20 protein-coding genes and 1 tRNA gene are annotated in these 22,183 nt (G+C 71.0%); 9 read left to right on the top strand and 12 right to left on the bottom strand.

Annotated features, from left to right (window positions below):
- The 8 genes from MTDSW087_RS08230 to MTDSW087_RS08195 all read left to right on the top strand — a co-directional run bounded on the left by MTDSW087_RS08230 (window position 1) and on the right by MTDSW087_RS08195 (window position 5,914).
- Window positions 1-1,113: a carbon-phosphorus lyase complex subunit gene (locus MTDSW087_RS08230; RefSeq protein ID WP_144762802.1), complete on the top strand. Its 1,113-nt coding sequence runs from the start codon at window positions 1-3 to the stop codon at window positions 1,111-1,113.
- Window positions 1,110-1,979: an alpha-D-ribose 1-methylphosphonate 5-phosphate C-P-lyase PhnJ gene (locus MTDSW087_RS08225; RefSeq protein ID WP_144762800.1), complete on the top strand. Its 870-nt coding sequence runs from the start codon at window positions 1,110-1,112 to the stop codon at window positions 1,977-1,979. Before MTDSW087_RS08230 ends, MTDSW087_RS08225 begins: the two co-directional genes overlap by 4 nt.
- On the top strand, window positions 1,976-2,749 hold the full coding sequence (gene phnK, locus MTDSW087_RS08220) for a phosphonate C-P lyase system protein PhnK (protein WP_144762798.1): 774 nt from the start codon (window positions 1,976-1,978) through the stop codon (window positions 2,747-2,749). The genes MTDSW087_RS08225 and phnK overlap by 4 nt, the downstream gene beginning before the upstream one ends.
- Entirely contained in the window at window positions 2,746-3,486 is a 741-nt protein-coding gene (gene phnL / locus MTDSW087_RS08215; protein ID WP_144762796.1) for a phosphonate C-P lyase system protein PhnL, read from the top strand. Before phnK ends, phnL begins: the two co-directional genes overlap by 4 nt.
- A 17-nt stretch (window positions 3,487-3,503) precedes the next feature.
- Complete coding sequence (locus MTDSW087_RS08210; protein ID WP_144762794.1) at window positions 3,504-4,643, top strand: alpha-D-ribose 1-methylphosphonate 5-triphosphate diphosphatase; 1,140 nt, start codon at window positions 3,504-3,506, stop codon at window positions 4,641-4,643.
- Complete coding sequence (gene phnN / locus MTDSW087_RS08205; protein WP_186383782.1) at window positions 4,643-5,221, top strand: phosphonate metabolism protein/1,5-bisphosphokinase (PRPP-forming) PhnN; 579 nt, start codon at window positions 4,643-4,645, stop codon at window positions 5,219-5,221. Before MTDSW087_RS08210 ends, phnN begins: the two co-directional genes overlap by 1 nt.
- Before the next feature lie 66 nt (window positions 5,222-5,287).
- Entirely contained in the window at window positions 5,288-5,554 is a 267-nt protein-coding gene (locus MTDSW087_RS08200; protein WP_144762790.1) for a hypothetical protein, read from the top strand.
- A gap of 114 nt (window positions 5,555-5,668) precedes the next feature.
- Window positions 5,669-5,914, top strand: a complete 246-nt coding sequence (locus tag MTDSW087_RS08195) for a hypothetical protein (protein WP_144762788.1) — start codon at window positions 5,669-5,671, stop codon at window positions 5,912-5,914.
- Window positions 5,915-5,972: 58 nt separating this feature from the next.
- Here MTDSW087_RS08195 and MTDSW087_RS08190 read toward each other — a convergent pair whose 3' ends face one another.
- Window positions 5,973-7,028: a DUF2778 domain-containing protein gene (locus MTDSW087_RS08190; protein ID WP_144762786.1), complete on the bottom strand. Its 1,056-nt coding sequence runs from the start codon at window positions 7,026-7,028 to the stop codon at window positions 5,973-5,975.
- Window positions 7,029-7,371: 343 nt separating this feature from the next.
- Window positions 7,372-9,090 (bottom strand): matrixin family metalloprotease, encoded by a 1,719-nt coding sequence (locus MTDSW087_RS08185; RefSeq protein ID WP_144762784.1) that lies wholly within the window; start codon window positions 9,088-9,090, stop codon window positions 7,372-7,374.
- 440 nt (window positions 9,091-9,530) lie between these two features.
- Between MTDSW087_RS08185 and MTDSW087_RS08180 the strand changes: the two genes are divergently transcribed.
- On the top strand, window positions 9,531-10,430 hold the full coding sequence (locus MTDSW087_RS08180; RefSeq protein WP_144762782.1) for a DNA-3-methyladenine glycosylase family protein: 900 nt from the start codon (window positions 9,531-9,533) through the stop codon (window positions 10,428-10,430).
- Window positions 10,431-10,527: 97 nt separating this feature from the next.
- On the opposite strand, the gene MTDSW087_RS08175 is transcribed toward MTDSW087_RS08180, so the two are convergent.
- The 10 genes from MTDSW087_RS08175 to MTDSW087_RS08135 form a co-directional block, all read right to left on the bottom strand.
- The gene (locus MTDSW087_RS08175; protein WP_144762780.1) at window positions 10,528-13,629 is read right to left on the bottom strand and encodes an efflux RND transporter permease subunit; all 3,102 of its coding nucleotides are present in this window, start codon (window positions 13,627-13,629) and stop codon (window positions 10,528-10,530) included.
- A 123-nt stretch (window positions 13,630-13,752) separates the two neighbouring features.
- A complete protein-coding gene (locus tag MTDSW087_RS08170) occupies window positions 13,753-14,979 on the bottom strand; it encodes an efflux RND transporter periplasmic adaptor subunit (protein WP_144762778.1) in 1,227 nt (408 codons plus the stop codon).
- A complete protein-coding gene (locus MTDSW087_RS08165; protein ID WP_144762776.1) occupies window positions 14,976-15,608 on the bottom strand; it encodes a TetR/AcrR family transcriptional regulator in 633 nt (210 codons plus the stop codon). Before MTDSW087_RS08165 ends, MTDSW087_RS08170 begins: the two co-directional genes overlap by 4 nt.
- A complete protein-coding gene (locus MTDSW087_RS08160) occupies window positions 15,605-15,868 on the bottom strand; it encodes a hypothetical protein (RefSeq protein WP_238178669.1) in 264 nt (87 codons plus the stop codon). The genes MTDSW087_RS08165 and MTDSW087_RS08160 overlap by 4 nt, the downstream gene beginning before the upstream one ends.
- 170 nt (window positions 15,869-16,038) lie before the next feature.
- Window positions 16,039-16,209 (bottom strand): hypothetical protein, encoded by a 171-nt coding sequence (locus MTDSW087_RS30065; RefSeq protein ID WP_186383781.1) that lies wholly within the window; start codon window positions 16,207-16,209, stop codon window positions 16,039-16,041.
- A 409-nt stretch (window positions 16,210-16,618) separates the two neighbouring features.
- Window positions 16,619-16,693, bottom strand: a tRNA-Thr gene (locus MTDSW087_RS08155).
- Window positions 16,694-16,826: 133 nt separating this feature from the next.
- Entirely contained in the window at window positions 16,827-17,279 is a 453-nt protein-coding gene (locus tag MTDSW087_RS08150) for an NUDIX hydrolase (RefSeq protein WP_144762774.1), read from the bottom strand.
- A gap of 369 nt (window positions 17,280-17,648) precedes the next feature.
- Complete coding sequence (locus MTDSW087_RS08145) at window positions 17,649-19,169, bottom strand: heme biosynthesis protein HemY (protein ID WP_144762772.1); 1,521 nt, start codon at window positions 19,167-19,169, stop codon at window positions 17,649-17,651.
- Window positions 19,170-19,237: 68 nt separating this feature from the next.
- Window positions 19,238-21,046: a COG4223 family protein gene (locus MTDSW087_RS08140; protein ID WP_238178668.1), complete on the bottom strand. Its 1,809-nt coding sequence runs from the start codon at window positions 21,044-21,046 to the stop codon at window positions 19,238-19,240.
- Window positions 21,047-21,487: 441 nt separating this feature from the next.
- Complete coding sequence (locus tag MTDSW087_RS08135) at window positions 21,488-22,183, bottom strand: uroporphyrinogen-III synthase (RefSeq protein ID WP_144762770.1); 696 nt, start codon at window positions 22,181-22,183, stop codon at window positions 21,488-21,490.

The following is a 22,183-nucleotide window of genomic DNA, read 5'->3' as shown; positions in this document are numbered from 1 at the left end:
ATGTACGTGGCCGCGAAGGGTGGCGAGGCCGCCATCGACAATGCCCACCGGCTGCTCGCCGAAATCCGCCGCGGTGACCCCGTGGTGCCCGAGCTCTCGGTGGCGCAGATCCGCGAGCAGATGAGCCTGCTCGTGGACCGGGTGATGACGGAGGGCTCGCTCCACGATCCGGACCTCGCCGCGCTCGCCCTGAAACAGGCCCGCGGCGACGTGGTCGAGGCGGTCTTCCTGGTGCGCGCCTACCGCACCACCCTGCCGCACTTCGGCGCGAGCGAGCCTGTCGATACGGGCGCGATGACGGTCTCGCGCCGGGTCTCGGCGACCTTCAAGGACCTGCCGGGCGGGCAGGTGCTCGGGCCGACCTTCGACTACACGCACCGCCTCGTCGATTTCGCCCTCACTGAGGGCAGCATCCCCGAGCCGGCGGAGGAGGCCGAGCCCGGCCCGGATGCCGGACATTGCCCGCGGGTGACCGACATCCTCGGCCAGGCCGGGCTGCTCGAACCCTCGCCGCCGGAGGCGGGCGCCCCGGTCGGTGACCTCACCCGCGAGCCGGTGGATTACCCGGCCGACCGCGCGGTGCGGCTCCAGGCGCTCGCCCGCGGCGACGAGGGCTTCGTGCTCGCGCTCGGCTACTCGACCCAGCGCGGCTACGGCCGCACCCATCCCTTCGTGGGCGAGATCCGCTTCGGCACCGTCGCGCTCGAGTTCGTGCCGGAGGAGCTGGGTTTCCCCGTGCCGCTCGGCGAGGTGCCGCTGACCGAGTGCCAGATGCTCAACCAGTTCCGCGGCAGCGGCGAGGTCCCGCCCCAGTTCACCCGCGGCTACGGCCTCGTCTTCGGCCAGGGCGAGCGCAAGGCCATGGCGATGGCCCTGGTCGACCGCTCCCTGCGGGCGGCGGAGCTCGGCGAGGCCGTGGGCGCGCCGGCTCAGGACCAGGAATTCGTGCTCGCCCATTGCGACAGCCTGCAGGCGACCGGCTTCGTCGAGCACCTGAAGCTGCCGCACTACGTCGACTTCCAGGCCGAGCTTGAGCTGGTCCGGCGCCTGCGCGCCGAGCATGAAGCGGCCCACGCCGAACCCGGCGAGCCGTTGCGGGAGGCCGCGGAATGAGCGCGCCCCTTCCCGAGCAGGGCTACAACTTCGCCTATCTCGACGAGGGCACGAAGCGGATGATCCGCCGGGCGATCCTCAAGGCGATCGCCATCCCCGGCTATCAGGTGCCCTTCGCCTCCCGCGAGATGCCGATGCCCTATGGCTGGGGCACCGGCGGCGTGCAGGTCACCGCCGCGGTGCTCGGGCGCTCAGACGTGCTCAAGGTGATCGACCAGGGCGCCGACGACACCACCAACGCGGTCTCGATCCGCCGCTTCTTCGGCCGCACCGCGGGCGTCGCCACCACGACGCGGACCACCGAGGCAACGGTGATCCAGACCCGCCACCGCATCCCGGAGACGCCGCTCCGCGAAGGGCAGATCCTCGTCTATCAGGTGCCGATCCCGGAGCCCCTGCGCTTCCTCGAGCCGCGCGAGACCGAGACGCGCCAGCTCCACGCGCTCGCCGAGTACGGGCTGATCCATGTGAAGCTCTACGAGGACATCGCCCGCCACGGCCATATCGCGACCACCTACGCCTATCCGGTGGAGGTGGCCGGGCGCTACGTGATGGACCCCTCGCCGACGCCGAAATTCGACAACCCGAAGATGGACGATTGCCCCGCCCTCCAGCTCTTCGGGGCGGGGCGCGAGAAGCGCATCTACGCGGTGCCGCCCTATACGCGGGTGCGCAGCCTCGATTTCGAGGACCATCCGTTCCGGGTGCAGCGCTTCGACCGCCCCTGCGCGCTCTGCGGGGCGGAAGGGGTCTATCTCGACGAGGTGGTGCTCGACGACCGGGGCGGGCGGATGTTCGTCTGCTCCGACACCGACCATTGCGAGGGGCGCCGCGCCGAGGGCTTCACCGGAGAGCAGGCGGCATGAGCGCGCCTCTCCTTCAGGTACAGGGCCTGACGAAGCGCTACGGCCCGCGTCTCGCCTGCGACGGCGTCGGCTTCGCGCTCCATCCCGGCGAGGTGCTGGCGGTGGTGGGCGAATCGGGCTCGGGCAAGTCGACGCTGCTCGGCCTGATCGCCGGAGAGGTCGCGGCCGATGCGGGCTCCGTCACCTACCGGATGCGCGACGGCGTGCCCCGCGACCTCGCCGCCCTCGGGCCGGCGGAGCGGCGCGCCCTGATGCGCACCGATTGGGGCTTCGTCCGGCAGGATGCGGCGCAGGGCCTGCGCATGGCGGTCTCGGCCGGGGGCAATGTCGGCGAGCGGCTGATGGGAATTGGCGAGCGCCATTACGGCCGCATCCGCGCGACGGCCCTCGACTGGCTCGCCCGGGTCGAGATCGCCGCCGACCGGGTGGACGACCCGCCGACGCGCTTCTCCGGCGGCATGCGCCAGCGCCTGCAGATCGCCCGCAACCTCGTCACGGGCCCGCGCCTCGTGCTGATGGACGAGCCGACCTCGGGCCTCGACGTCTCGGTGCAGGCGCGCCTCCTCGACACGATCCGCGGCCTCGTGGCCGAGCTCGGCCTCGCCGTGATCATCGTCACCCACGACCTCGCGGTGGCGCGCCTGCTCTCGCACCGCATCCTCGTGATGCGCGGCGGGCGCGTCATCGAGACCGGGCTGACCGACCAGGTCCTCGACGACCCGCAGGCGCCCTATACCCAGCTCCTCGTCGCCTCGGTGCTCGCCGCATGACGGATCCGGTGATCGCCTTCGAGGATGTGGGCAAGAGCTTCACCCTCCACCTGCGCGGCGGCGTGACGCTTCCGGTGATCGCAGGCGCGAGCCTGTCCGTGAGCGCGGGCGAGTGCGTCGTGCTCGGCGGCGCCTCGGGTGCGGGCAAGTCCTCGCTCCTGAAGATGGCCTACGGCAACTATCGCTGCGAGCGCGGCGCCATAAGGATTCGCGACGGCGCGCGCATCGTGGACGTCGCCCGGGCGGAGCCGCGCGAGATCCTGGACCTGCGCCGACGCGTCGTGTCCTACGTCTCGCAGTTCCTGCGGGTGATCCCGCGGGTAGGCGCCCGCGCCGTGGTCGAGGCGGCGGGCATCGAGGCGGGGCTCGCGGCCGAGGTCGCGCGCGCCCGCGCCGCCGACCTCCTCGCCCGGCTCGACCTGCCCGAGCGCCTCTGGGAGCTGCCGCCCGCGACCTTCTCGGGCGGCGAGCAGCAGCGGGTCAACATCGCCCGCGGCCTGATCGCCGAGCGTCCGCTCCTCCTCCTCGACGAGCCCACGGCCTCCCTCGATGCCCGCAACCGCGCCGCGGTGGTCGCGCTGATCCGCGAGCGGCGCGCGGCGGGGGCGGCGATCCTCGGCATCTTCCACGACGCCGATGTGCGCGAGGCTGTGGCGACGCGGATCGTCGACGTGGCGGCCTTTCGCGCATTTTCCGCGGACGTGGTCGCCGGTTCCGCGAAAGAAAATGCGGCATGAGCGGGAATCCCACACCCATGAGCCGGACCGAGATCCTCGAGAACGCGCGGCTCGTCCTGCCCGACCGGGTCGAGGCGGGCTGGCTCGCGATCGTGGATGGGCGCATCGCAGAAACCGGTACGGGCCGTGCCCCCGGACGCGGCCTCGATCTCGACGGCGACCTGCTCCTGCCCGGCCTCGTGGAGCTGCACACCGACCATCTGGAGAGCCACTACGCCCCGCGGCCGGGCGTGCGCTGGCATCCGCTGGGCGCCGTGCTCGCCTATGACGCCCAGATCGCCGCCTCCGGCATCACCACCGTGTTCGATTCCCTGCGCGCGGGCAGCGAGGCGGATGGAAGCGGCCTCGGGCCGGAGCTCGACGCCCTGGCCGACGCCCTCGCCGAGGCCCGGGCGCAGCACCTGTTCCGGGTCGAGCACCGGACCCATCTGCGCTGCGAATTGCCAACCGAGGACGTCGTCGACACCGTCACCGCCTTCGCCGCGCGCCATCCGGTCGGGCTGATCTCGCTGATGGATCACACGCCGGGCCAGCGCCAGTTCCGCGACCTTGCCAAGTACTACCAGTATGCGGGGCGCGGCGGCCGCTCGCTCGAGGCGATCAAGGCGGGCACCGAGCGCAAGATCCGCGAGGGCCGGGCGCTGAGCGCGGTGAACCGGCCCGCTCTGGTGGCGCTCGCCCAGGCGCGCGGCATCCCGCTCGCGAGCCACGACGACACCACCCTCGACGACGTGGCTTTGTCCCGCGACGAGCGCGTCGCGCTCGCCGAGTTCCCCACGACCCGCGACGCGGCGGAGGCCTCGCACGCGGCCGGCATCACCGTGATAATGGGGGCGCCGAACCTGATCCGCGGCGGCTCGCATTCGGGCAACGTCGCGGCGCAGGACCTGGCCGAGGCCGGGCTCCTCAGCATCCTGTCCTCGGACTACGTGCCGGCGAGCCTGATGATGGCGGCTTTCCTGCTGCCGGAGCGCGTGCCGGGGATCACGCTGCCGGAGGCCGTCGCCACCGTCACCGCCAACCCCGCGCGCGCCACCGGCCTCGACGACCGCGGCCGGATCGCGCCGGGCTTGCGCGCCGACCTCGTCCGCGTGCGGATGGCGCAGGGCGTGCCCGTCGTGCGCCAGGTCTGGCGCGCGGGCGAGCGGGTGGTGTGATGGCGGACGGCTTCGTCCTCGTGGTGGGCCCGAGCGGCGCGGGCAAGGACACGCTGATCCGGCTCGCCCGGATCCGGCTCGCCGGCGATCCGCGCTTCGTCTTCCCGCGCCGCCTGGTGACGCGGCCGCCCTCGGAGCACGAGGACAATCTCGAGATCGCCGAGGAGGCCTTCGCGGCCGGGGCGGCCGCGGGCGCCTTCGCCCTGCACTGGCGCGCGCACGGCCTCGGCTACGCGATCCCGCATGAGGCTGCTGAGGCGGCGGCCCATGGCTGCTGCGTCGTCTGCAACGTCTCACGCCGGGCCGTCGCCGAGGCGCGCCGCCGCCTCGCGCGGGTGCGGGTCGTCGCCGTGACGGCCTCGCCCGCCGTGCTCGCGGCGCGCCTCGCCTCGCGCGGGCGCAGCGAGGATGGCGACCTCGCCGCACGTCTCGCCCGGGAGGCTCCGATCGAGGCCGACCTCACCATCGTCAACGAGGGCGACCGCGAGGTGGCCGCGGGCCGCCTGCTCGCCTTCCTGCGCGAACCGCCCGGGGCCCGCGAGGCCGGACTTTATCCAAACGACATACGCGGCGGCTAATCCCGGAGCGGTTCGGCCCCGAGGCGGAGGTTCCGCCGCCGGGCGCCGGCACGGGAGTTCCCGGCCATGCAGACCGTCTCCGTACTGCTCACCCTGTGCGCCACCTACGCGGCGGTCGCGACGGCGGATCTCGCCTTCCTGGTGTGGAAGTGGCGGGACGTGGATAACGGCCTGAATCCGCTCCTGGTGGCGGCCCTCTGGCCGGTCGTGCTGCCGCTGCTCGCCGCCTACTACCTCGCGGCGAGCTGCTACACCTTCGGCGTGGTCATGCGCGGCCGGCGGGCGGCCTTGCCGCACCGCGCCGCAGCCCCGACGCCTGCCTGGCGATCGTAACGTGCGAACTTTTCAAGCGGACATTATCAATTTTGGTTGCGTGTCTGAGATGCGCGTTGCTGTTTAGCGGAAATGGACGCACAGTTACGCGAACGGCGTTGAGGTGTCTCGGCCATGACGGATTTCACGCAGGAACGCGCCCACCTGGCCCTCGCCGACCGGCATGTCGACGAGGAGGAGCGGCGGATCGCGGCGCAGACGCTCATCGTGGCGCGCACCAGCGCCTGCGGCCAGGACACCAGCCTCGCGGTCGGCATGCTGCGGATGCTGGAGGACCGCCTGATGCAGGCGCGGGGGCACCGCGAGGCGATCCTGCGGCACTTGGCGCGGGCCGTGCCCGCGACGCCAGCTCAGCCCTGATCGCTCGGGATAAGCCCGCTCTCTCGAACGGACGTGGCCCGCGGATAACCCGCGCCGCCTACCGGAGAGCGAGGAGCGGCGGGCTGGCCTGCTTGACGCCCGCCACGACCACGAGGCGGCGGATCTCGCCGCGCAGATAGGCCTGCAGGAAGCGGTCGTAGTCCCGGAAGGACACGCAGCCGTTCGAGGCGCCGTTCGGCCCCAGCATGTAGGTGTGGGCCAGGAGGCCGACGCGGTTGTGCACCGCCTCGCTGCCGCCGAGCGGCGTGAGGCGGATCGCCCGCACGCCGTGGAACAGCGCCTCGCGCTCGGTGAGGTCGTAGGTGCCGGGCGGCGTCGCGCCGCGCATGCGGACATGGACGAAGCGCGGATCGTCCATATGGTCGCCGAGGCCGGAATGCGCCTCCAGCCGCTCGCCGTTCGGCAGGACCACGCTGCGCGCGCTGATGTCGTAGATCGCGGTCGCGGAATCGATGACCGGCGCGGGCGGCGGGACCACGCGGCGGCGCGCGGCGGCATCGGCCGCGGAATTGTCGAGCGCGGCGTAGGCGAGGGCGGGCGTCGCCGGCTTCTCGACGCCGAACAGCTTCTCGAAGAAGTTGCGCGTGTCTTCCACCTGGGCCGGGCTCGGCGTCGCGGCGGCGGCCTGGCGGCGCAGGGCTTGACGCTCGGCCCGGCGCAGGGCGAAGCCGGAATCGATCCGCCGGAATTCGGGCGGACGCGGCACGGGCAGCGGCACGATCTGGGCGAGGCGGGGCCCTTCCTCGGGCGGTGCTGCACCGAGGATCGCGGGCTCCTCCAGCGCGTAGGCGGTGAGAAGCTCGAAGGATGCGGGCGCCGAGCCGATGACGGCACGGGGCTCCCAGCCGAGCCGGGCCGGCATCCAGAAATCCTCGCCCTCCGAATCGGGCGCCGAGGCGATCTCGACCGGCGCGGGCTCCGCCTCGGCGGGCGCGAGCGCGGCGATCTCCTCGTTCGGGGCCTGACTCGCCTCGGCCACGGTCTGAGGCACCTCGATCGTGGGTGCGTGGCGCGCCGCCGGCGCGAGGCTCAGGATCGCGGCGAGCGCGACGGTGACGGGCAGATGGCCGGGTCGAAGAGGACGGTGTCCCATGGGGCTGCGCTCGGATCCCTGCTCTGGCGCGGGTATCCGTAGGGTGTCGCGCACGAGGTCCGGCGGCTGATCGATCCGGATTCCGGCGCGAGGCCCTTCTGGCCCGGCGAGTATGCTCGCCAATCTCCGGCTCGGTCCGACTTTTCTGGGGCGAGATCGTGGTCCGCCGAGGGTGAAATCGGAGCGGACTTTGGGAGAGGAACAGAATTCAGGCCGCCACGGGTTGCGGATGCTGGCGGTTCTCCCTCTCCGAACCGTTCGAATTCGGCGGCCATACCACCCATTTGTTGCCGTGAGCCGGGGACTGCACGTTCTCGGCCCGAGGCGTACGGATTGGTGCCGATCAGGTGAACTGGAAACTTCCGGCCTGGAGACTGCCCAATGAGACGTTCGCGAGCGTGACCGATGACGCGGAGTTATTGAGCGTGATGACCGTGTTGCTGCCGACCTGAGCGCTCGCATTCATCATTGCCGAAAAATCGGAAAACTGATTGCGGCTGAATTGTATCGTGTCCGTACCGGATACGAAATCCGTCACGCGCATCGCCCCGGACCCCTGACCCAAGTTGAACGCGTCGAAGCCGGCTCCGCCTGTGAGAACGCTGTTGTTCCCCGCAATCAGCCCATCGTTGCTCTGCGAGCCGATGGCATTCTCGATCGAGCTGAACAGGTCGCCGCTGGCGCCGTTGTAGGATTGCTGCGCCGCCAGATCGATGATCACCCCAACCGCGGAGCGCTCGTAGGAGACCGTGTCGGTTCCGGCGCCGCCGTCGAGCAGGCTGCCATTGGCACCCGCAGCAAAGGTGTCGTTGCCGCCGAGCCCGCGATACACGCCCGTGCCGCCCGTGATCAGCCCATCGCTGTACTGTGAGCCCGTGGCGTTCTCGATCGAGCTGAACAGGTCGCCGCTGGTGCCGTTATAGGATTGCTGCGCCGCCAGATCGATGATCACGCCGACCGCGGAGCGCTCGTAGGAGACCGTGTCGTTCCCGGCCCCACCGTCGAGCAGGCTGCCATTGGCGCTGGCGAGGAATGCGTCGTTGCCGCCGAGCCCACGATAGACGCCCGTGCTGCCCGTGATCAGCCCATCGCTGTACTGCGATCCGATGGCATTCTCGATCGAGCCGAACAGGTCACCGCTGGTGCCGTTGTAGGATTGCTGTGCCGCCAGGTCGATGATCACGCCGACCGCGGAGCGCTCGTAGGAGACCGTGTCGCTCCCGGCGCCGCCGTCGAGCAGGCTGCCATTGGCGCTGGCGAGGAATGTGTCGTTGCCGCCGAGTCCGCGATACACGCCCGTGCCGCCCGTGATCAGTCCGTCGCCGAATTGCGAGCCGGTGGCGTTCTCGATCGAGTTGAACAGGTCGCCGCTGGTGCCGTTGAAAGATTGCTGCGCCGCCAGGTCGATGATCACCCCGACCGCGGATTGCTCGTACGTGACCGTGTCGTTGCCGGCGCCGCCGTTGAACGTGCTGCCATTGGCGAAAGCGACGAACGTGTCGTCGCCGCTTCCTCCGTTCAGAACGCTGTTCGATGTGCTGCCGACGAGGGTGTTGGCCTTGCCGTAGAGCGCCTGAATCCCGTCGATATCGGACTTCTGCAGTCCGTTGATGCTCGCGGAGATGACCGGGTTCATCACCGCTTGCGTATCGCTGTAGTGCCCCAGACCGATGGCGTGCCCCTCCTCATGGGACGCGATCAGGGCGAGCGGGAAGTTTTGGCTGGTGACGACCTTGTTGCCGGAGAGATGCCAGCCCTCGGCGCTGTCGATCGTGATCGTCGCGTGGACCAACGACCCGCCGGAATAGGTGTAATTGGTTATCCCCGCCGTATTGCCAGCACCATCGATGCTTCCATACGAGATGACGATATTGGCGGCCGAGCCGGTATCCAATCTCCGAAACTGGATATTGCCGTAGGCCGACCACTCGTTGAACGTGGCGGTGAAGGCATCCTGGAAGGAGGCCGGCACGCTGCTGTCGAAAGCCCAGGTCACCGGGCCGCCGGCCGTACCCACGGCGGGGCTGCCCCACTTGGCGCCTTCCAAAGCGTAGTTCGCCATCTGTTTCCCCTCGGCTAGATCCGGGCCCGATCGCGCGGCGACAGGGACAGGTCCAAGTCATTGATTCTTCGCGCGCTACCGCGCCGATACCCGTTTCATCAGGCGACGAGCGCCTGCGCCGATCACCGGATTGTTAGGCGCTGCAAAGTTAATAAATGTGAAAACTCATGCCGCGATACTAACGTTGGGCGAAGAACATTGAAATCCAGTTTCGGTGAAATCTTACAATTTTGCATGAAATTCATCGTGCGCCTTGCGGTGATGCGCCCAGGCAACGTTTTGCCATCTTTGAAGACCTTTGGCGCTTCGTGATGCGCTCCGCCACACGGATCCGGATCGGCGCCTCCGTCAATGCTTTCGCTTCGCGGCAATACCCTGCGATGAGGTGGAGAGGTAAAGCCGTTCCCATCGGCGGACGAGGATGTCAGACAGGCTCCGACATGGCGGCACCTCACCTCACGACGCTCGACCTCGCCTATACGCCGCCCTTCGACTGGGACTGGCTCTGCGCCTACCTCGCGGCCCGGGCCATCCCCGGCGTCGAGTCGGTGGCGGATGGGCGCTATGCGCGCACCATCCGTACCGGCTGGGGCATCGGGATGCTGTCGGTCGCGCCGGCCGCCGGAGATGCCCTTGCCGCCAGGATCCGGCTGCCGGGCCCGGCGCAGGATCTCGCCCCGCGGCTCGCCGGCCTCTTCGATCTCGCCGCCGATCCGGCCACCATCGCAGCGGCGCTCTCCGCCGATCCCTTCATGGCCGGCCTCGTCGCCGCGCGGCCGGGCCTGCGCGTGCCCGGCGCCTGGGACGGGTTCGAGCTCGCCGTGCGGGCGATCCTCGGGCAGCAGGTCTCCGTGGCTGCGGCGACGCGGCTGGCGGGCCGGCTCGTCGCCGCCTTCGGCACTCCGGTCGTCGGTGAGATGCAGGAAGCCGGGCTCAGCCACGCCTTCCCCGGGCCGGAGGCGCTGGTCGAGGCTGATGTGGCGCTTGCCCTCAACATGCCGCGGACGCGCGGAGCCGCGATCCAGGCGCTCGCCGCGGCGGCGCTCGCTGAGCCGGACCTGTTCGCGCCGGGTGCGGGGCTCGCCGCCTCGGTGGAGCGGCTGAAACGCTTGCGTGGCATCGGCGACTGGACGGCGCAGTACATCGCCATGCGGGCCCTGCGCGAGGCCGACGCGATGCCCACCGGCGATATCGGCCTCCTGCGGGCGCTGGAGGACGCGGCGGGCCGGCCGAGCGCCCGCGCGCTCGAGATGCGCTCCGGCGCCTGGCGCCCGTGGCGGGCCTATGCGGTGATGCATCTCTGGGCGCATGACGCGGCGCGCAGCGCGGTGAAGCCATAAGCCTCCCGACGACCGGCCGACCTGCGAGAGGGGGCGTTTCGCAGGCCGGCCGGCGTATCACGGGCCTAGGGAGGGCCCGCGATCGGGGTGTTCCGGATCAGGCAACGTGGCCGGAGATCCGGTCGGGCAGGGGAGCCTCCGGCTCGTCGCGCTCGCCGACGAAACGGCCGAGCAGGCGCCCCAGCCGGCGCGACAGGCCCTCGATCAGGAGGAAGACCGCCGGCACGAAGACGAGGGAGAGCAGGGTTGACACGATCAGGCCGGCGATCACAGCCACCGCCATCGGCGCCCGGAACTCGCCGCCGATGCCGAGCGCCAGGGCCGAGGGCACCATGCCGGCGGCCATGGCGATGGTCGTCATCACGATCGGCCGCGCCCGCTTGCGCCCGGCATCGACGATCGCCGTGACGGGATCGACCCCGGCCCGCATTTCCTCGACGGCGAAGTCGACCAGCATGATCGCGTTCTTCGTCACCAATCCCATCAGCATCAGGATGCCGATGACCACGGGCATCGAGATCGGCATGTGGCAGATCAGCAGGCCGAGGATCGCGCCGCCGATCGAGAGCGGCAGCGAGAACAGGATGGTGAGCGGCTGCAGGAACGAGCCGAACAGCAGCACCAGCACCGCGTAGACCATCATGATGCCGGCGCCCATCGCCATCAGGAAGCCGGAGAAGACCTCCTGCATGATCTCGGCATCGCCCGTCTGCTTGATGGTGACGCCGGGGGGCAGGCTCTTCGCGGTCGGCGTGGCCAGCGCCTGGGCGATGAGCGAGCCCAGCGCGTCGGATCCCTCCATGTTGGCCTCGATGGCCACGCGCACGGAGCGGTCGTAGCGGTCGATGGCGCCAGGCCCCTTGTCGAGCTCGATCTCGGCCACCGCGGCGAGCGGCACCGCCGCGCCGTTCTTGGCCGGCACCTTCAGGTTCTCCAGCCGCGCCACGGCGCCGCGGGCGCTCATCGGCAGCATCACCCGGATCGGCACCTGCCGGTCCTTCGCGTTGAACTTGGCGAGGTTCAGGCCGATATCGCCGATCGTGCCGACTCGCACCGTCTCGGCGATGGTGTCGGTCGAGACGCCGAGATCGGCCGCTGCGCCCTCCTTCGGGCGGATGCGCACCTCCGTGCGGTCGAGGGGGGCGGTCGACATCACCGAGACGAGGTGCGGGATCGCGGCCATGTCGCGCTGGAGCCTCGCGGCGACCTCGGTGACGACATCGACGTCGGGCCCGCTCACGACGAGGGCGAGGTCGCGTTGGCCGCTGTCGCGGAGCGACCAGGAGCGGATGTCGGGCTCGTCCGCGAGCAGCCGCGCGATCTCGGATTCGAGCGTCCATTGCCGCTTCTCGCGCCGGTTCTTGGGCACGAGGTTGATGACGAAGGTGGCGAGCCGCGTCTCCTTCTTGCCGCCGACCTGGCGGCCGCCATCCACGAAGACCGAGGTCACCTCCGGCAGGGCACGGATCTTCTCCGCCAGCCGGTCCGAGACCGCGATCGTGTCGTCGAGGCGCGCGCCCGGCGCCAGTTCGACCATGAACAGGGTGCGGGCGTTGTCCTGCTTCGGGATGAAGCCCGAGGGCAGCAGGCCGGTGGAGACGAGGGAGCCCGCAAACAGGGCGAGGCCAACCGCCAGCGTGACGAAGCGGTGCCGCACCGACCAGCCGACGAGGCGGGTATAGGCGCGCATCACCACGCCCTCGCGCTCCTCGTGGTGGCCGTGATCGCGCAGGAAATAGGCGGCGAGGAGCGGCGTGATCAGGCGCGCGACCAGCAGCGACATGAACACGGAGACAGCGATGGTCAGGCCGAACTGGATGAAGTAGCGGCCGGCGATGCCGCCCATGAAGGAGACGGGCGCGAAGACCGCGATCAGGGTGGCGGTGATGGCGATGACCGCGAGGCCGATCTCGTCGGCGCCTTCGAGCGCCGCGCGATAGGGCGATTTGCCGAGCCGCATGTGGCGGACGATGTTCTCGATCTCCACGATCGCGTCGTCCACCAGGATGCCCGTCACCAGCGTGATCGCGAGCAGGCTGATCCCGTTCAGGGTGAAGCCGAGCGCATCCATCGCCCAGAAGGTCGGGAACACCGAGAGCGGCAGCGCCACGGCGGCGATCAGCGTCGCCCGCCAGTCGCGCAGGAACAGGAGCACCACCACCACGGCGAGGAGCGCGCCCTCGATCAGGGTGTGCATGGCCGAATCGTAGGAGCCCAACGTCGCCGAGACGGAGGAATCGATCTTCTCGAACCGGATGTCGGGGTAGCCAGCCTGGAACTCGGCGATCTTCTTCTCGACGCCCGCCGCGACCTCGGCGTCGCTCGCGCCCGAGCCGCGCGAGACCGCGAAGGCGACCACCGGCTCGCCGTTGAAGCGAGCGAAGGTGCGTGGTTCCTCGATCGCATCCTCGATGACGGCGAGGTCGTCGAGGCGGACCTTGCGACCGCCTGGAAGCACGATCGAGGTCGCCTTGAGGTCGCGCACGGAGCGCGATGCGGCGAGCGCGCGGATCGACTGCTCGCGCCCACCCACCTCGCCGCGCCCGCCGGCCATGTCGGCGGAGGTGAGCCGGAGCTGCCGGTTCACGTCGGCCGCCGTGATGCCGAGGGCGAGCAGCCGGTCGGGCTGGAGCGTCACCCGGATCTCGCGGGCGACGCCGCCCACCCGCTCGACGCCGCCGACGCCCTTCACGCCCTGAAGGCTGCGCGCCACGTTGTCCTCGACGAACCAGGAGAGGTCGGCGGGCGTCATGGCGGGGGCCGTCACCCCGTAGACGAGAATCGGCAGGCCGGCGATCTCGACGCGCTGGATCACCGGCTCGTCGATGGTGCGCGGCAGGTTGATGCGGATCTTGGAGACCGCATCCTTCACGTCGTTGACGGCGCGGTCGGTATTCACCTCCAGCCGGAACTCGACCGTGGTGACGGAGGAGCCCTCGGTGATCGCGGAGGTGATGTGCTTCACCCCGCGCACGCCCGCGATCGAATCCTCGACCCATTTCGTGACCTGGGTCTGAAGCTCCGCCGGCGCGGCGCCGGACTGCGTGATCGTCACCGAGACGATCGGCACGTCGACATTCGGCATCCGCGTGACGGCGAGGCCTCGGAAGCTGACGAGGCCGAGCACCACCAGCACGAGGAAAAGGACGAGCGACGGAATGGGCTTGCGGATCGCCCAGGCGGAGACGTTCAGGTGCATCGGACGACCCGGGTGGATCGGAGCTGCGACCGATCGCGCTGCGATCGGCCCACGGTCCGGAATGGTTGAATGCGAGGGCTCCGCACGCGGCCGGCATCCCGGTCGGTGCGGAACGCTCCGGGCTCAGGGAACGCCGGCTTCGGCGGTGTCGCGCCGCGACGGATTCGCCGCGACGGCGGGCGGCGCGGAGACGGCCACGGGACGGACGCGGTCGCCGTCGCGCAGGAAGCTACCGGCCTTCGCCACGACGCGCTCGCCCGGGGCGAGGCCGTCGCGGATCTCGATATCGTCCTCGTCGCTGACGCCCGTCCGCACCGTGCGCGCCTCGACGACGTCCTGCGCGACGACGAGGACGCTCGCGCGCTTCGCGCCGCCATAGGAGACCGCTGCCTGGGGCACCGTGACGCCGCGGCTGCGCGCCAGCTCGACAGCGCCGCGGGCGAAGGTGCCGATGCGCAGGCGCGGATCGGGATCGAGGCGCACGCGGACCTTGCCGAGCCGGGTCGCCTTGTCGACCTCCGGATAGACCGCGCGGACGCTGCCGGCGATGCGCTCGCCCGCGCCGATCTCGATCCAGGCCGGCGCGCCCTCGCGCAGCAGGGGCAGCTTGGTCTCCACGACCTCGCCTTCGAGCTCGATCTCCCCGCGGGCGATCATGCGGAACAGGGGCTCGGCGGAGGCCGATGCGGTGATGCCGATGCGGGCCGTGCGGCGGCTGACGATGCCGGAATCGGGTGCGCGGATCTCGGTGCGGGCGAGCCGCAGGGACAGCTCGTCCCGCACGGCCCTGGCCTGCGTCAGCTCGGCCCTGGCCATGGCGAGCCCGTTGCGGGCGAAGGCGAGCTTGCCCTCCGCCTGCCGGAGCGCGGCCGTGCGGGTCTCCATGACGGCCGCCGTGGCGTTGCCGGTCTGGAGGAGCTGGCGCGCCCGCTCGTAGGCGAGGCGCGCCTCCGTCTCGGCGGCCTCGGCCTGCTCGATGTTGCTCTGCGCCTGCGGAACGGAGGCGGTCGCCTTCTCGACGACGGCATCCTGCTGCGCGATCTGCCGGTCGATCAGGTCGCGGGAGAGGCGCGCGAGGACCTGCCCGCGCTCGACGCGCATGCCTTCCTCGGCCAGCACCTCGGTGACGCGGTAGCCCTCGATCTCGGGGCTCACCAGGATCTCGTCGCGCGGCACGAGGGTGCCGGTGACGACGACCGACTCCACGACCTCGCGGCGTGCCGCCTCGACCACGCTGACCGCCGGCGGCTGCGGCGCGGAGGCCGGCACGACTTCGGCCGCGTTCGCCGTCGCCAGGCCCAGTCCGAGGACGAGCAGAGCCGGGCGGACGGCCAGGGTGTGGCGGCTCATCGGCCGGTCTCCGAGGTGGCGTCGATCGGTCGGTCGCCGGCAAGGGCGGCCTCGATCTGCGCGAGAAGGTGGGCGATGGCGGGCGCGGGATCGTAGCCGGGCAGGAGCGCCCGACTCACCAGAATCCCCTTCATCAGCGGACCGACCCGGTCGTAGAGGGCGGCTGCATCGCAGTCCGGCGCGGTGGCCAGCGCCGCGAAGGTCTCGGTGAGCCAGGTGCGAGCCTCGGCCTCGCCCTGCTCGACGAGGGCGGCGATGTCCGGGTTGCGCGTCGCCTCGGACCAGAGGTCGATGCGCAGCACCGCTGCCGCACGGGGCAACTCCACGAAGTAGCGGCCGAGGATGCGCAGGAGGGCGCCGCGGCGGTCGCCGGCCCGCTCCATCTCCGCGACGAGCACCGTGCCGCGCTCGCGGTCGCGCTCGGCCAGCCCGCGCACCACCGCCTCCTTCGATTCGAAGTAGCGGTAGATGTTGCCGGGGCTCATCGCGGCCTCGCGGGCGAGATCCTGCATCGTGGTGCGATGGAAGCCGTTGCGCACGAAGCACGCCTCGGCGGCATCGAGGATGTGCTCGCGGCGAACGGTCTGGGCGCCGCGCGCGTCGAGGACGTTGCCGAGCGCCGTGCTCACGATGCTGCTCCGGGAATACCGGGCCGATCGTCCGTGCGCGAGGCCTGAACGGCAGCGCAAGCCCGCGGCTGCGCATCGAGATCGGCGCAGAGCCGCGCCTGCCAGCCGCCGGGGCCGGCGCCGGTCCAGGCGATCAGCGCCAGCCAACCGAGCACGAGAGCGCAGCCGAGGAGCAGGTTCGCCGGGGTGCAGACAGCACCGAGCAGGCGAGCGAGCCCCGAACCACTGTCCGCAAGGCAGGAATCGATCGGCGCACACATCGCTCACTCCATTCGACGGGGAGCTTGTAATGAACGTTCATTCTCATGTCAATGAACGTTCATTCTCATTGTGTGGGCGGCTCGATCGAAGGCGAAGGCGGAGAGAAGAGAAGTGCCGCCCTCGTGGGCTGCCGAGCGATGGCCCAACCCCCGCTTCGGCGGTGGGCGCCCTAATCGAAATCCCGCTGGATGACTTTGCCGCAATGCTCGCATTGCTGGACGTAGCGCCGTCCGGTCACGACCTCCCGGCCGCTGTAATCCAACTCCGCGAGGGGAACGTCACGAAGGGTCTTCCACTTGTGGACGTGCCCAAAGAATAGCCATTGCAACAATTGCAGCATCTCACCCCTCCTCCCCGACTGCAGCACAGCCGTTGAGAGCGGTGAACTCAATGGCCAATGCCTCGCAGTCGAGCCGAGGTCCGCATGGAACGGCATCAAGCCTGCGCACTTCCTGGCATCGGTCAAGAACCTTGCGAATTTTCTGGGCAATGCTTGCCGGTTTTGTCCGCATCCTCCGACCGGACCCTCGGCTTACCTCGATGCACTGATGCCGAAGGGATCGGACGGCATTCGGCACCATCGGATTCGACGATCGATGGAGGCGCGTGCCGTGTTCCGAATGAAACGGCCCGAGCAGCGCCAGGATCACGACCCGAACGCGGATGCTCCAGTGATATTCGCTCTGGTGCCGGGATCCGCGAGGAACCCTGCCACGTCAGACGATATCAATTCTGTCTTTGAGGAAGAATGGTGCTGCGAGAGAGGATTGAACTCTCGACCTCTTCATTACCAATGAAGTGCTCTACCACTGAGCTACCGCAGCAAACGTGTCGGGGAGCTGGCCCGCAGGGCGCTCGCCGTCGACGAGGGGGGCATTAAAGGATCGAGGCGGGCTTGGCAATCACCTCGTCGCGGATTTCCGCTCTGCGCCTTGCGATCCCGGCCGGCGAATGCCGTCAGAGCTGTGCCTCGCCGTCGCGCTTGAGCGAGGCCCGGATGATCGCGGCGAGGCCCGGCTCGGACACGGCATCGGCGGCTTCGGCCGGGGCGAACCAGCGGAGCTCGCGCTCGTGCTGCTCGGGCCAGCGGTTGAGCTGCTTGCGCACCTCCAACGGAAAGACCTTGACCTGGCACAGCACCGCGTCACGGTTCTTCAGGCGCTTCTCGTAGAGATAGAAGCCGAGCGGCCGCTTGCCGATATGGCCGACGAGCCCCGCCTCCTCGTAGGCCTCCTGCTCGGCCGCCTCGTAGGGCTTTCGCCCCTTCATCGGCCAGCCCTTGGGGATGACCCAGCGACGGCTCTCGCGCGAGGTCACGAGCAGCACTGCGTAATCGCCGCCGCGGAGGCGTCGATAGGGCAGGGCGCCGATTTGGCGGCGGGCTTCGGTCTCGTCTTCCAGCGGCATCATTCGACCCGCATGCGGATCAGGCAGGGCGCCCGTCTCTGCATAACGTGCACGCCCCTCAGGCAGCGAGCGCTGTCCGCATACACGTCAGGTCTAGCGGCGAATTGTGAAAGTTTAGGGTCAATCACGATTGTCGGCTCGGTGGCTCCAGGCGAACAGGGAACAACACCCTACCGTACCTGTAGCACCAATCGCGCCGTGCAATCCTGCCTTGTGTTTCGATCCACACGTTCTGCAACCGTGCCCGATCGTGTCGCAATCGGGCGCGGCTCTAAGCCATTGCTGTAACGTGCAATCTCTTGGCCAGGCCGGCATCCGGCCCAGCTATAGGCACGCCCCGGAGGCGCGGTCGACAGTCGCCTACGTCCCGACTCAGGCGATGCGGCGCGCTTTATCTTCGATCGGCCCGTCCTGTGCGGAACCCGGGACGGGCAGCACGACCGGGTTGGTGGCGCCGACACTTGCAGGACTTGCCCCGGCAGAGCCTGCACTTGGAGGAACCGCGCCGGCGGGCGCCTTCGCCGCGGCGAGGACCACCGGACCTTCGATTGCCGTTCCCTTGGATGCCTCGCCAGCATCGGACTCGGCCAATTCCGAGGGGCCGGACAGGGTGTTGGGTGGCTCGCGCCACTCGAAGGCGTCGAGGCGGCCGCTCACGGGCGAGATCGGCGCCCAGGTCTCCGAGGCGAATCCATCCGCGATCCAGAGGGGGTCACGCGGCGCGTGGGCGGCGCGCGCCAGCCACTCGCGGGCGCGGCCTGAATTGGCGCCGTGCTCGGCCTCCTCGATGCGCGCCATGAGCAGGCAGGTCCGCACGGTCGGGCGGTCGGCGAGTAGCGGCTTCAGCGCGTCGCGGGCCTGACCGAACTCGCGCGCATCGAGGGCGGCCTGCGCGACGGCGAGCCGAGCCTCGGGATTCCAGGACGAGAGCTTGGCGAGGGTCTCGGCGCGGGCGAGGCGATCGCGCACGGAATCGCCGGTGCGCAGGCCGAGATAGACCTTGGCGAGATCGGGATGCGGGTTCGCCTTCCAGGCGGCCTCGACGATCCTGGCGGCCTTGCGCAGGTCCCCGCGCCGCGCCAGCAGGCGGCCGGCGATGCAGGCGGCCGGCACGAGGCCGGGCGCGAGCTTGACGGCCTGGAGCGCGCGCTCCGTCGCGGCCTCTGGCTCGCCCGCCTCGCGGCGCTGGGCCGCGGCGGTGAGCAGGACGGCGCGCTGGCGACGCGCGACGCTCTTGTCGAGGAGGCCGAGCGAGCCGCGGCGCTCCACGGTCTCGAGCGCCCCGGTCCAGTCGCCGTCGGCGCACTGGGCCTCCAGCACGGCCTCGTTCGCCCAGGTGACGCTCGGGGCGAGGCGGGCCGCCTCGGCGGCATAGGCGCGCGCCGCGACCTCGTCCTCACGGCGGCGGGCCTCCACGAACAGGCCGCGCAGGCCGAGCACGCGGGTCTCCGGATCGTCCACCATGCGCTGGAAGGCGCTCTCCGCCGCCTGCCGGTCGCCCGAGATCTGGGCGGCCTGGGCCTTCAGGAGCAGGGTCAGGGGCTGTTCGCCGAGCAGGCGCTCCGCATCGCTGGCGTGGCGTCGGGCGGCCAGGGGATCACCGGAGCCGACCGCGACCATGCCCCGCGACAGGGCGCTGAGGCCCTTGGCACGGCGCCGCTCGCGCGAGCCGCGCACCAGGAATTCCGGCAGGTTGATCACCCCGCGCATCACGGCCCAGATCAGGCCGACGATGATCGCCGCGACGAGAACGCCGACGAGGGCGACCGCGAGACTCGTCGCGATCTCGTAGCCGTTCCAGACGATGGTGACCGTGCCGGGCCGGTCGGCGATCCAGACCGCACCGTAAGCGGCGAGGGCGAGGAAGGCCAGGAAGGCGAGGGCGCGCCACATGGATCAGGTACTCCTGTCGGCGCCCGGACTGCGGGCACCGCACGGATGAACGGGAAGCCGGGCCGGCGTTACTGGCCGGCCGGAAGGGTCTTGAAGGCGTCCGAGAGCAGGGCCTGCGAGGCCTGCGCCGCCGCGGCACGCGCCTTGAGGCGCTGGCCGAAGGAAGCGGCCTCCGCCCTGGCGGCGTCGGGCATCGCGTCGAAGCTCTTGGCCGCTTCCTGGATCGCGCCGCGGTCGAGGGCCGCCTGGATCTTGCCCAGGGGATCGGCCTCGGGCTCCGTCCCGGAGGCGGGCGGCGCATCGACCCGGCGCACCTGCACGATCGAATCGGCCATGCTCAGGAACTTCGCCTTCAGGTCGCCGGATTCGGCCACCGTCCGGGCTTGGGCCGAGCGGCGGGCCGCTGCCGCCTTCTCGGCGATCGGCCGGAACTCGGCGGCGAGCTGAGCGGCGCTCGGCGCGCCCGTCTCGGCGAAGGGCGCGAGCGCATCGACGCGGCTGGTGTCGCCGGTCTCCAACTTGCGCAGGGTCGCGAGGGGCTCGGCATAGGGCGCGCCGGTGGCGAGGGCGGTGGCGATGCGGTCCGCCGCCACGACGCGCAAAGCCGCCTGGACGGTGGTGGCCTGGGCACGCTGGGCCAGGGCCTTGTCGAGGGCCGCGATCTTCTCCGCCTGATCCTGCAGGCCGCGCTCCGCCGTCTTGGCGGCTTCCTGCGCCTGGACGCGGCCGGCCTCGGCGGCCTGCTGGCTCGCCTGGGTCGCGTTCTGCACCGCCTCTGTCGCGGCCTTGACGCGCTCGTCGAGCGCCTTCTGCAGGGCGTCGAGGCGCTGGCCCAGCGCCTGATCGGCCTCCGCATTGGCCTTGGTGCGGCTCTCGACATCGCCCTGAAGGGCAGCGAGCCGCGCGTCGACATCGCCCTGGCCCTGTGCCGGCTTGGCATCGCCCGCCGATTCCAGCGCCTTCACGCGGTCGCCGAGCGCGGCGAGATCGGCGGTCTGCGCTCCCCCGGCCTTCTGGTCGGCGGCCGGCTCCTTGCCGGGCTCCTCCTGCAGCGCCGCGACGCGCTGGTCCAGACTGTCGAGGCGCGAGACGATGTCGGGCGGCAGGCCCTGCGCCGCGTTGCCTTCGCCGCCGGCCGCGCCGCCCGTGGCCTGCGCGAGGGCCTGCTTGGCCGTGGAATCCGCGTTCTTGACCGCTTCGGGCAGCGGTTTGAGGGCGGCCTCGTTCGCGGCGACGCGCTTGTCGAGGGCGGCCACGGCGTCGCGCGGCGCGAGACCGGCGATCTGGCCGGAGACGCGCTGCTCCAGGGCGCTGAGGTGTGAATCGTCGCGCGGGCCGAGCAGGCCGCCGCGGTCGGCGCCGAACAGCAGCCCGGCACCGATCACGCCGCCGATCAGGCCGGCCGCCGCGATCGAGCCGAAGCCCGCGCCGCGCTGCGGCTCGGGTTGGGGCGCGGTCTTCGGGGTCGGGCTCGCCGCAGGCGCGGGCTTCGGCGGCTCGCCCTGTCCGGGCTTGACTGCATCGGGCTTGGCGGCAGACGGCGCGCCGGCTGCCGGCTTCGCCGCCTCGGCCGGATCGGGGATGCGCTTGGCCTTGAGGTCGATGATCGGCCCGTCCGTGACGGCTGCGCCGGCCGGGCGCGGGCCGGCGCCCGGAGCCTCGGGCTTGCGCGGCTCGGCACCGGGCGTGCCGGGCTTGGCGGGATCGGCCTTGCCTGGCTCAGTCTTGCCCGGCTCGGCCTTGATCGGATCCTTGGGCGCATCCGCCTTGGGAGCGGCAGGGCCAGCGGCTGGATTCGGGCCGGCCGCCTTGATGCCGTCAGGCTTGGGAGCGTCAGGCTTAGGAGCGTCCGTCTTCGAAGCCTCAGGCTTCTGCACGATGCTCGGACCCGACGCCGACGACGCGGGAGCCGCTGCCCCAGGCTTCGGCGGCTCGGCCTTGGCCGGCTGTGGCGCGTCGGGCTTCGGCCCCGCGCCCGGGCTTGCGGATGCCGGTGCCCCGGCGGGCTTGCCCGGCTCCGGCTTGGCGTTCGGCGGGGTCGCGGGCGCGCCAGGCTTGCCCGGCATCTGGCCCGGACCTTGTCCCGGCGCCTGGCCCTTGTCCGAACCCGGCTGGTTCGGACGGTTCGCGTCGTTGGATGGGGGCTTCACGGGCCGTCTCTCTCCAGTCCTCGCCGCCGGGCACGTCGCCTTCGCGCCGCGCCGTCGGATGCGCGCTCGGGGCCGTTCGCGGTGCCGCGCCGGCCCCTTCTCTGCCGACCTCCTATCACCGCAGGCTTCGCTGGGGCGAGAGGGGGCGCGACAGTTCGATGACGAGCGTCAGCGCAAGCCGGCGAGGAGGTCGTCCTCGCGCGGTCGCGCCGGCACGAAATGGATCAGGCATCCCGCCGCTGCCAGGGGTAAGGCCACGTCATCCGACAGGCAGTAATGTCGTATCGCGCGGAATGGTTCGTCGCGGCCCGCCGCGCGCACGAGATCGAGCGCCGTCTCGGCGCTCCGGCGCGAGTAGTGCAGGGCCGCGTCGAGGCCGGGCAGCGCCTCCGCCACCGCCGGCGGCAGGACGGCGACCGGCTCCGCCGCGTAGGCGACGTGGACCGCGACAGGGAAGCCGGCCTGCCCGAGCGTGACGCCGGGTTCCGGCTTCCGCTCGGCGCCGGCAATAAGGAGCAGGCGCGTCCCGGGTGCGAGCTTGTCGCGCACCGCGCGGGCGAGGCCGGCGGCATCGCCTGGCCCCACGAAGACCGGCCCGAATCCGCAGGCCTCCGCCGCAGCGGCCGTGCGCGATCCGACCGCGAAGACCGGCTGGCCGCGGAGCGCCGCGCGGTCGGCCTCGGAGAGGGCGGGCAAGGCCTGCGCGCTGGTCAGCAGCAAGGCATCGAAGGGCTCGTCCGGCAGCGGGCGGCCGGTGGCGCACGCCGCGAGCACCGGCGCGACCAGCGGCACATGGCCGAGGGCGGCGAGGCGCTCTCCCGTGCGGGAGGCGCCGGGTTCCGGCCGGGCCACCCAGATCCGCAT

Origin of the sequence: Methylobacterium dankookense (assembly GCF_902141855.1) — a bacterium.
GTDB lineage: Bacteria > Pseudomonadota > Alphaproteobacteria > Rhizobiales > Beijerinckiaceae > Methylobacterium > Methylobacterium dankookense.
This window is presented reverse-complemented; position numbering and strand designations above follow the sequence as displayed.

Excerpts from the sequence above, each read along its gene's own strand:
- MTDSW087_RS08195 (WP_144762788.1), top strand. The coding sequence starts at position 5,669 with ATGACGGATTTCACGCAGGAACGCGCCCACCTGGCCCTCGCCGACCGG.
- MTDSW087_RS08185 (WP_144762784.1), bottom strand. The coding sequence starts at position 9,090 with ATGGCGAACTACGCTTTGGAAGGCGCCAAGTGGGGCAGCCCCGCCGTG.
- MTDSW087_RS08145 (WP_144762772.1), bottom strand. The coding sequence starts at position 19,169 with ATGTGGCGCGCCCTCGCCTTCCTGGCCTTCCTCGCCCTCGCCGCTTAC.
- phnK (WP_144762798.1), top strand. The coding sequence starts at position 1,976 with ATGAGCGCGCCTCTCCTTCAGGTACAGGGCCTGACGAAGCGCTACGGC.
- MTDSW087_RS08160 (WP_238178669.1), bottom strand. The coding sequence starts at position 15,868 with ATGTGTGCGCCGATCGATTCCTGCCTTGCGGACAGTGGTTCGGGGCTC.
- phnN (WP_186383782.1), top strand. The coding sequence starts at position 4,643 with ATGGCGGACGGCTTCGTCCTCGTGGTGGGCCCGAGCGGCGCGGGCAAG.
- MTDSW087_RS08200 (WP_144762790.1), top strand. The coding sequence starts at position 5,288 with ATGCAGACCGTCTCCGTACTGCTCACCCTGTGCGCCACCTACGCGGCG.
- MTDSW087_RS08230 (WP_144762802.1), top strand. The coding sequence starts at position 1 with ATGTACGTGGCCGCGAAGGGTGGCGAGGCCGCCATCGACAATGCCCAC.
- MTDSW087_RS08225 (WP_144762800.1), top strand. The coding sequence starts at position 1,110 with ATGAGCGCGCCCCTTCCCGAGCAGGGCTACAACTTCGCCTATCTCGAC.
- MTDSW087_RS08210 (WP_144762794.1), top strand. The coding sequence starts at position 3,504 with ATGAGCCGGACCGAGATCCTCGAGAACGCGCGGCTCGTCCTGCCCGAC.
- MTDSW087_RS08190 (WP_144762786.1), bottom strand. The coding sequence starts at position 7,028 with ATGGGACACCGTCCTCTTCGACCCGGCCATCTGCCCGTCACCGTCGCG.
- MTDSW087_RS08135 (WP_144762770.1), bottom strand. The coding sequence starts at position 22,183 with ATGCGGATCTGGGTGGCCCGGCCGGAACCCGGCGCCTCCCGCACGGGA.
- phnL (WP_144762796.1), top strand. The coding sequence starts at position 2,746 with ATGACGGATCCGGTGATCGCCTTCGAGGATGTGGGCAAGAGCTTCACC.
- MTDSW087_RS30065 (WP_186383781.1), bottom strand. The coding sequence starts at position 16,209 with ATGCTGCAATTGTTGCAATGGCTATTCTTTGGGCACGTCCACAAGTGG.
- MTDSW087_RS08150 (WP_144762774.1), bottom strand. The coding sequence starts at position 17,279 with ATGATGCCGCTGGAAGACGAGACCGAAGCCCGCCGCCAAATCGGCGCC.
- MTDSW087_RS08175 (WP_144762780.1), bottom strand. The coding sequence starts at position 13,629 with ATGCACCTGAACGTCTCCGCCTGGGCGATCCGCAAGCCCATTCCGTCG.
- MTDSW087_RS08170 (WP_144762778.1), bottom strand. The coding sequence starts at position 14,979 with ATGAGCCGCCACACCCTGGCCGTCCGCCCGGCTCTGCTCGTCCTCGGA.
- MTDSW087_RS08180 (WP_144762782.1), top strand. The coding sequence starts at position 9,531 with ATGGCGGCACCTCACCTCACGACGCTCGACCTCGCCTATACGCCGCCC.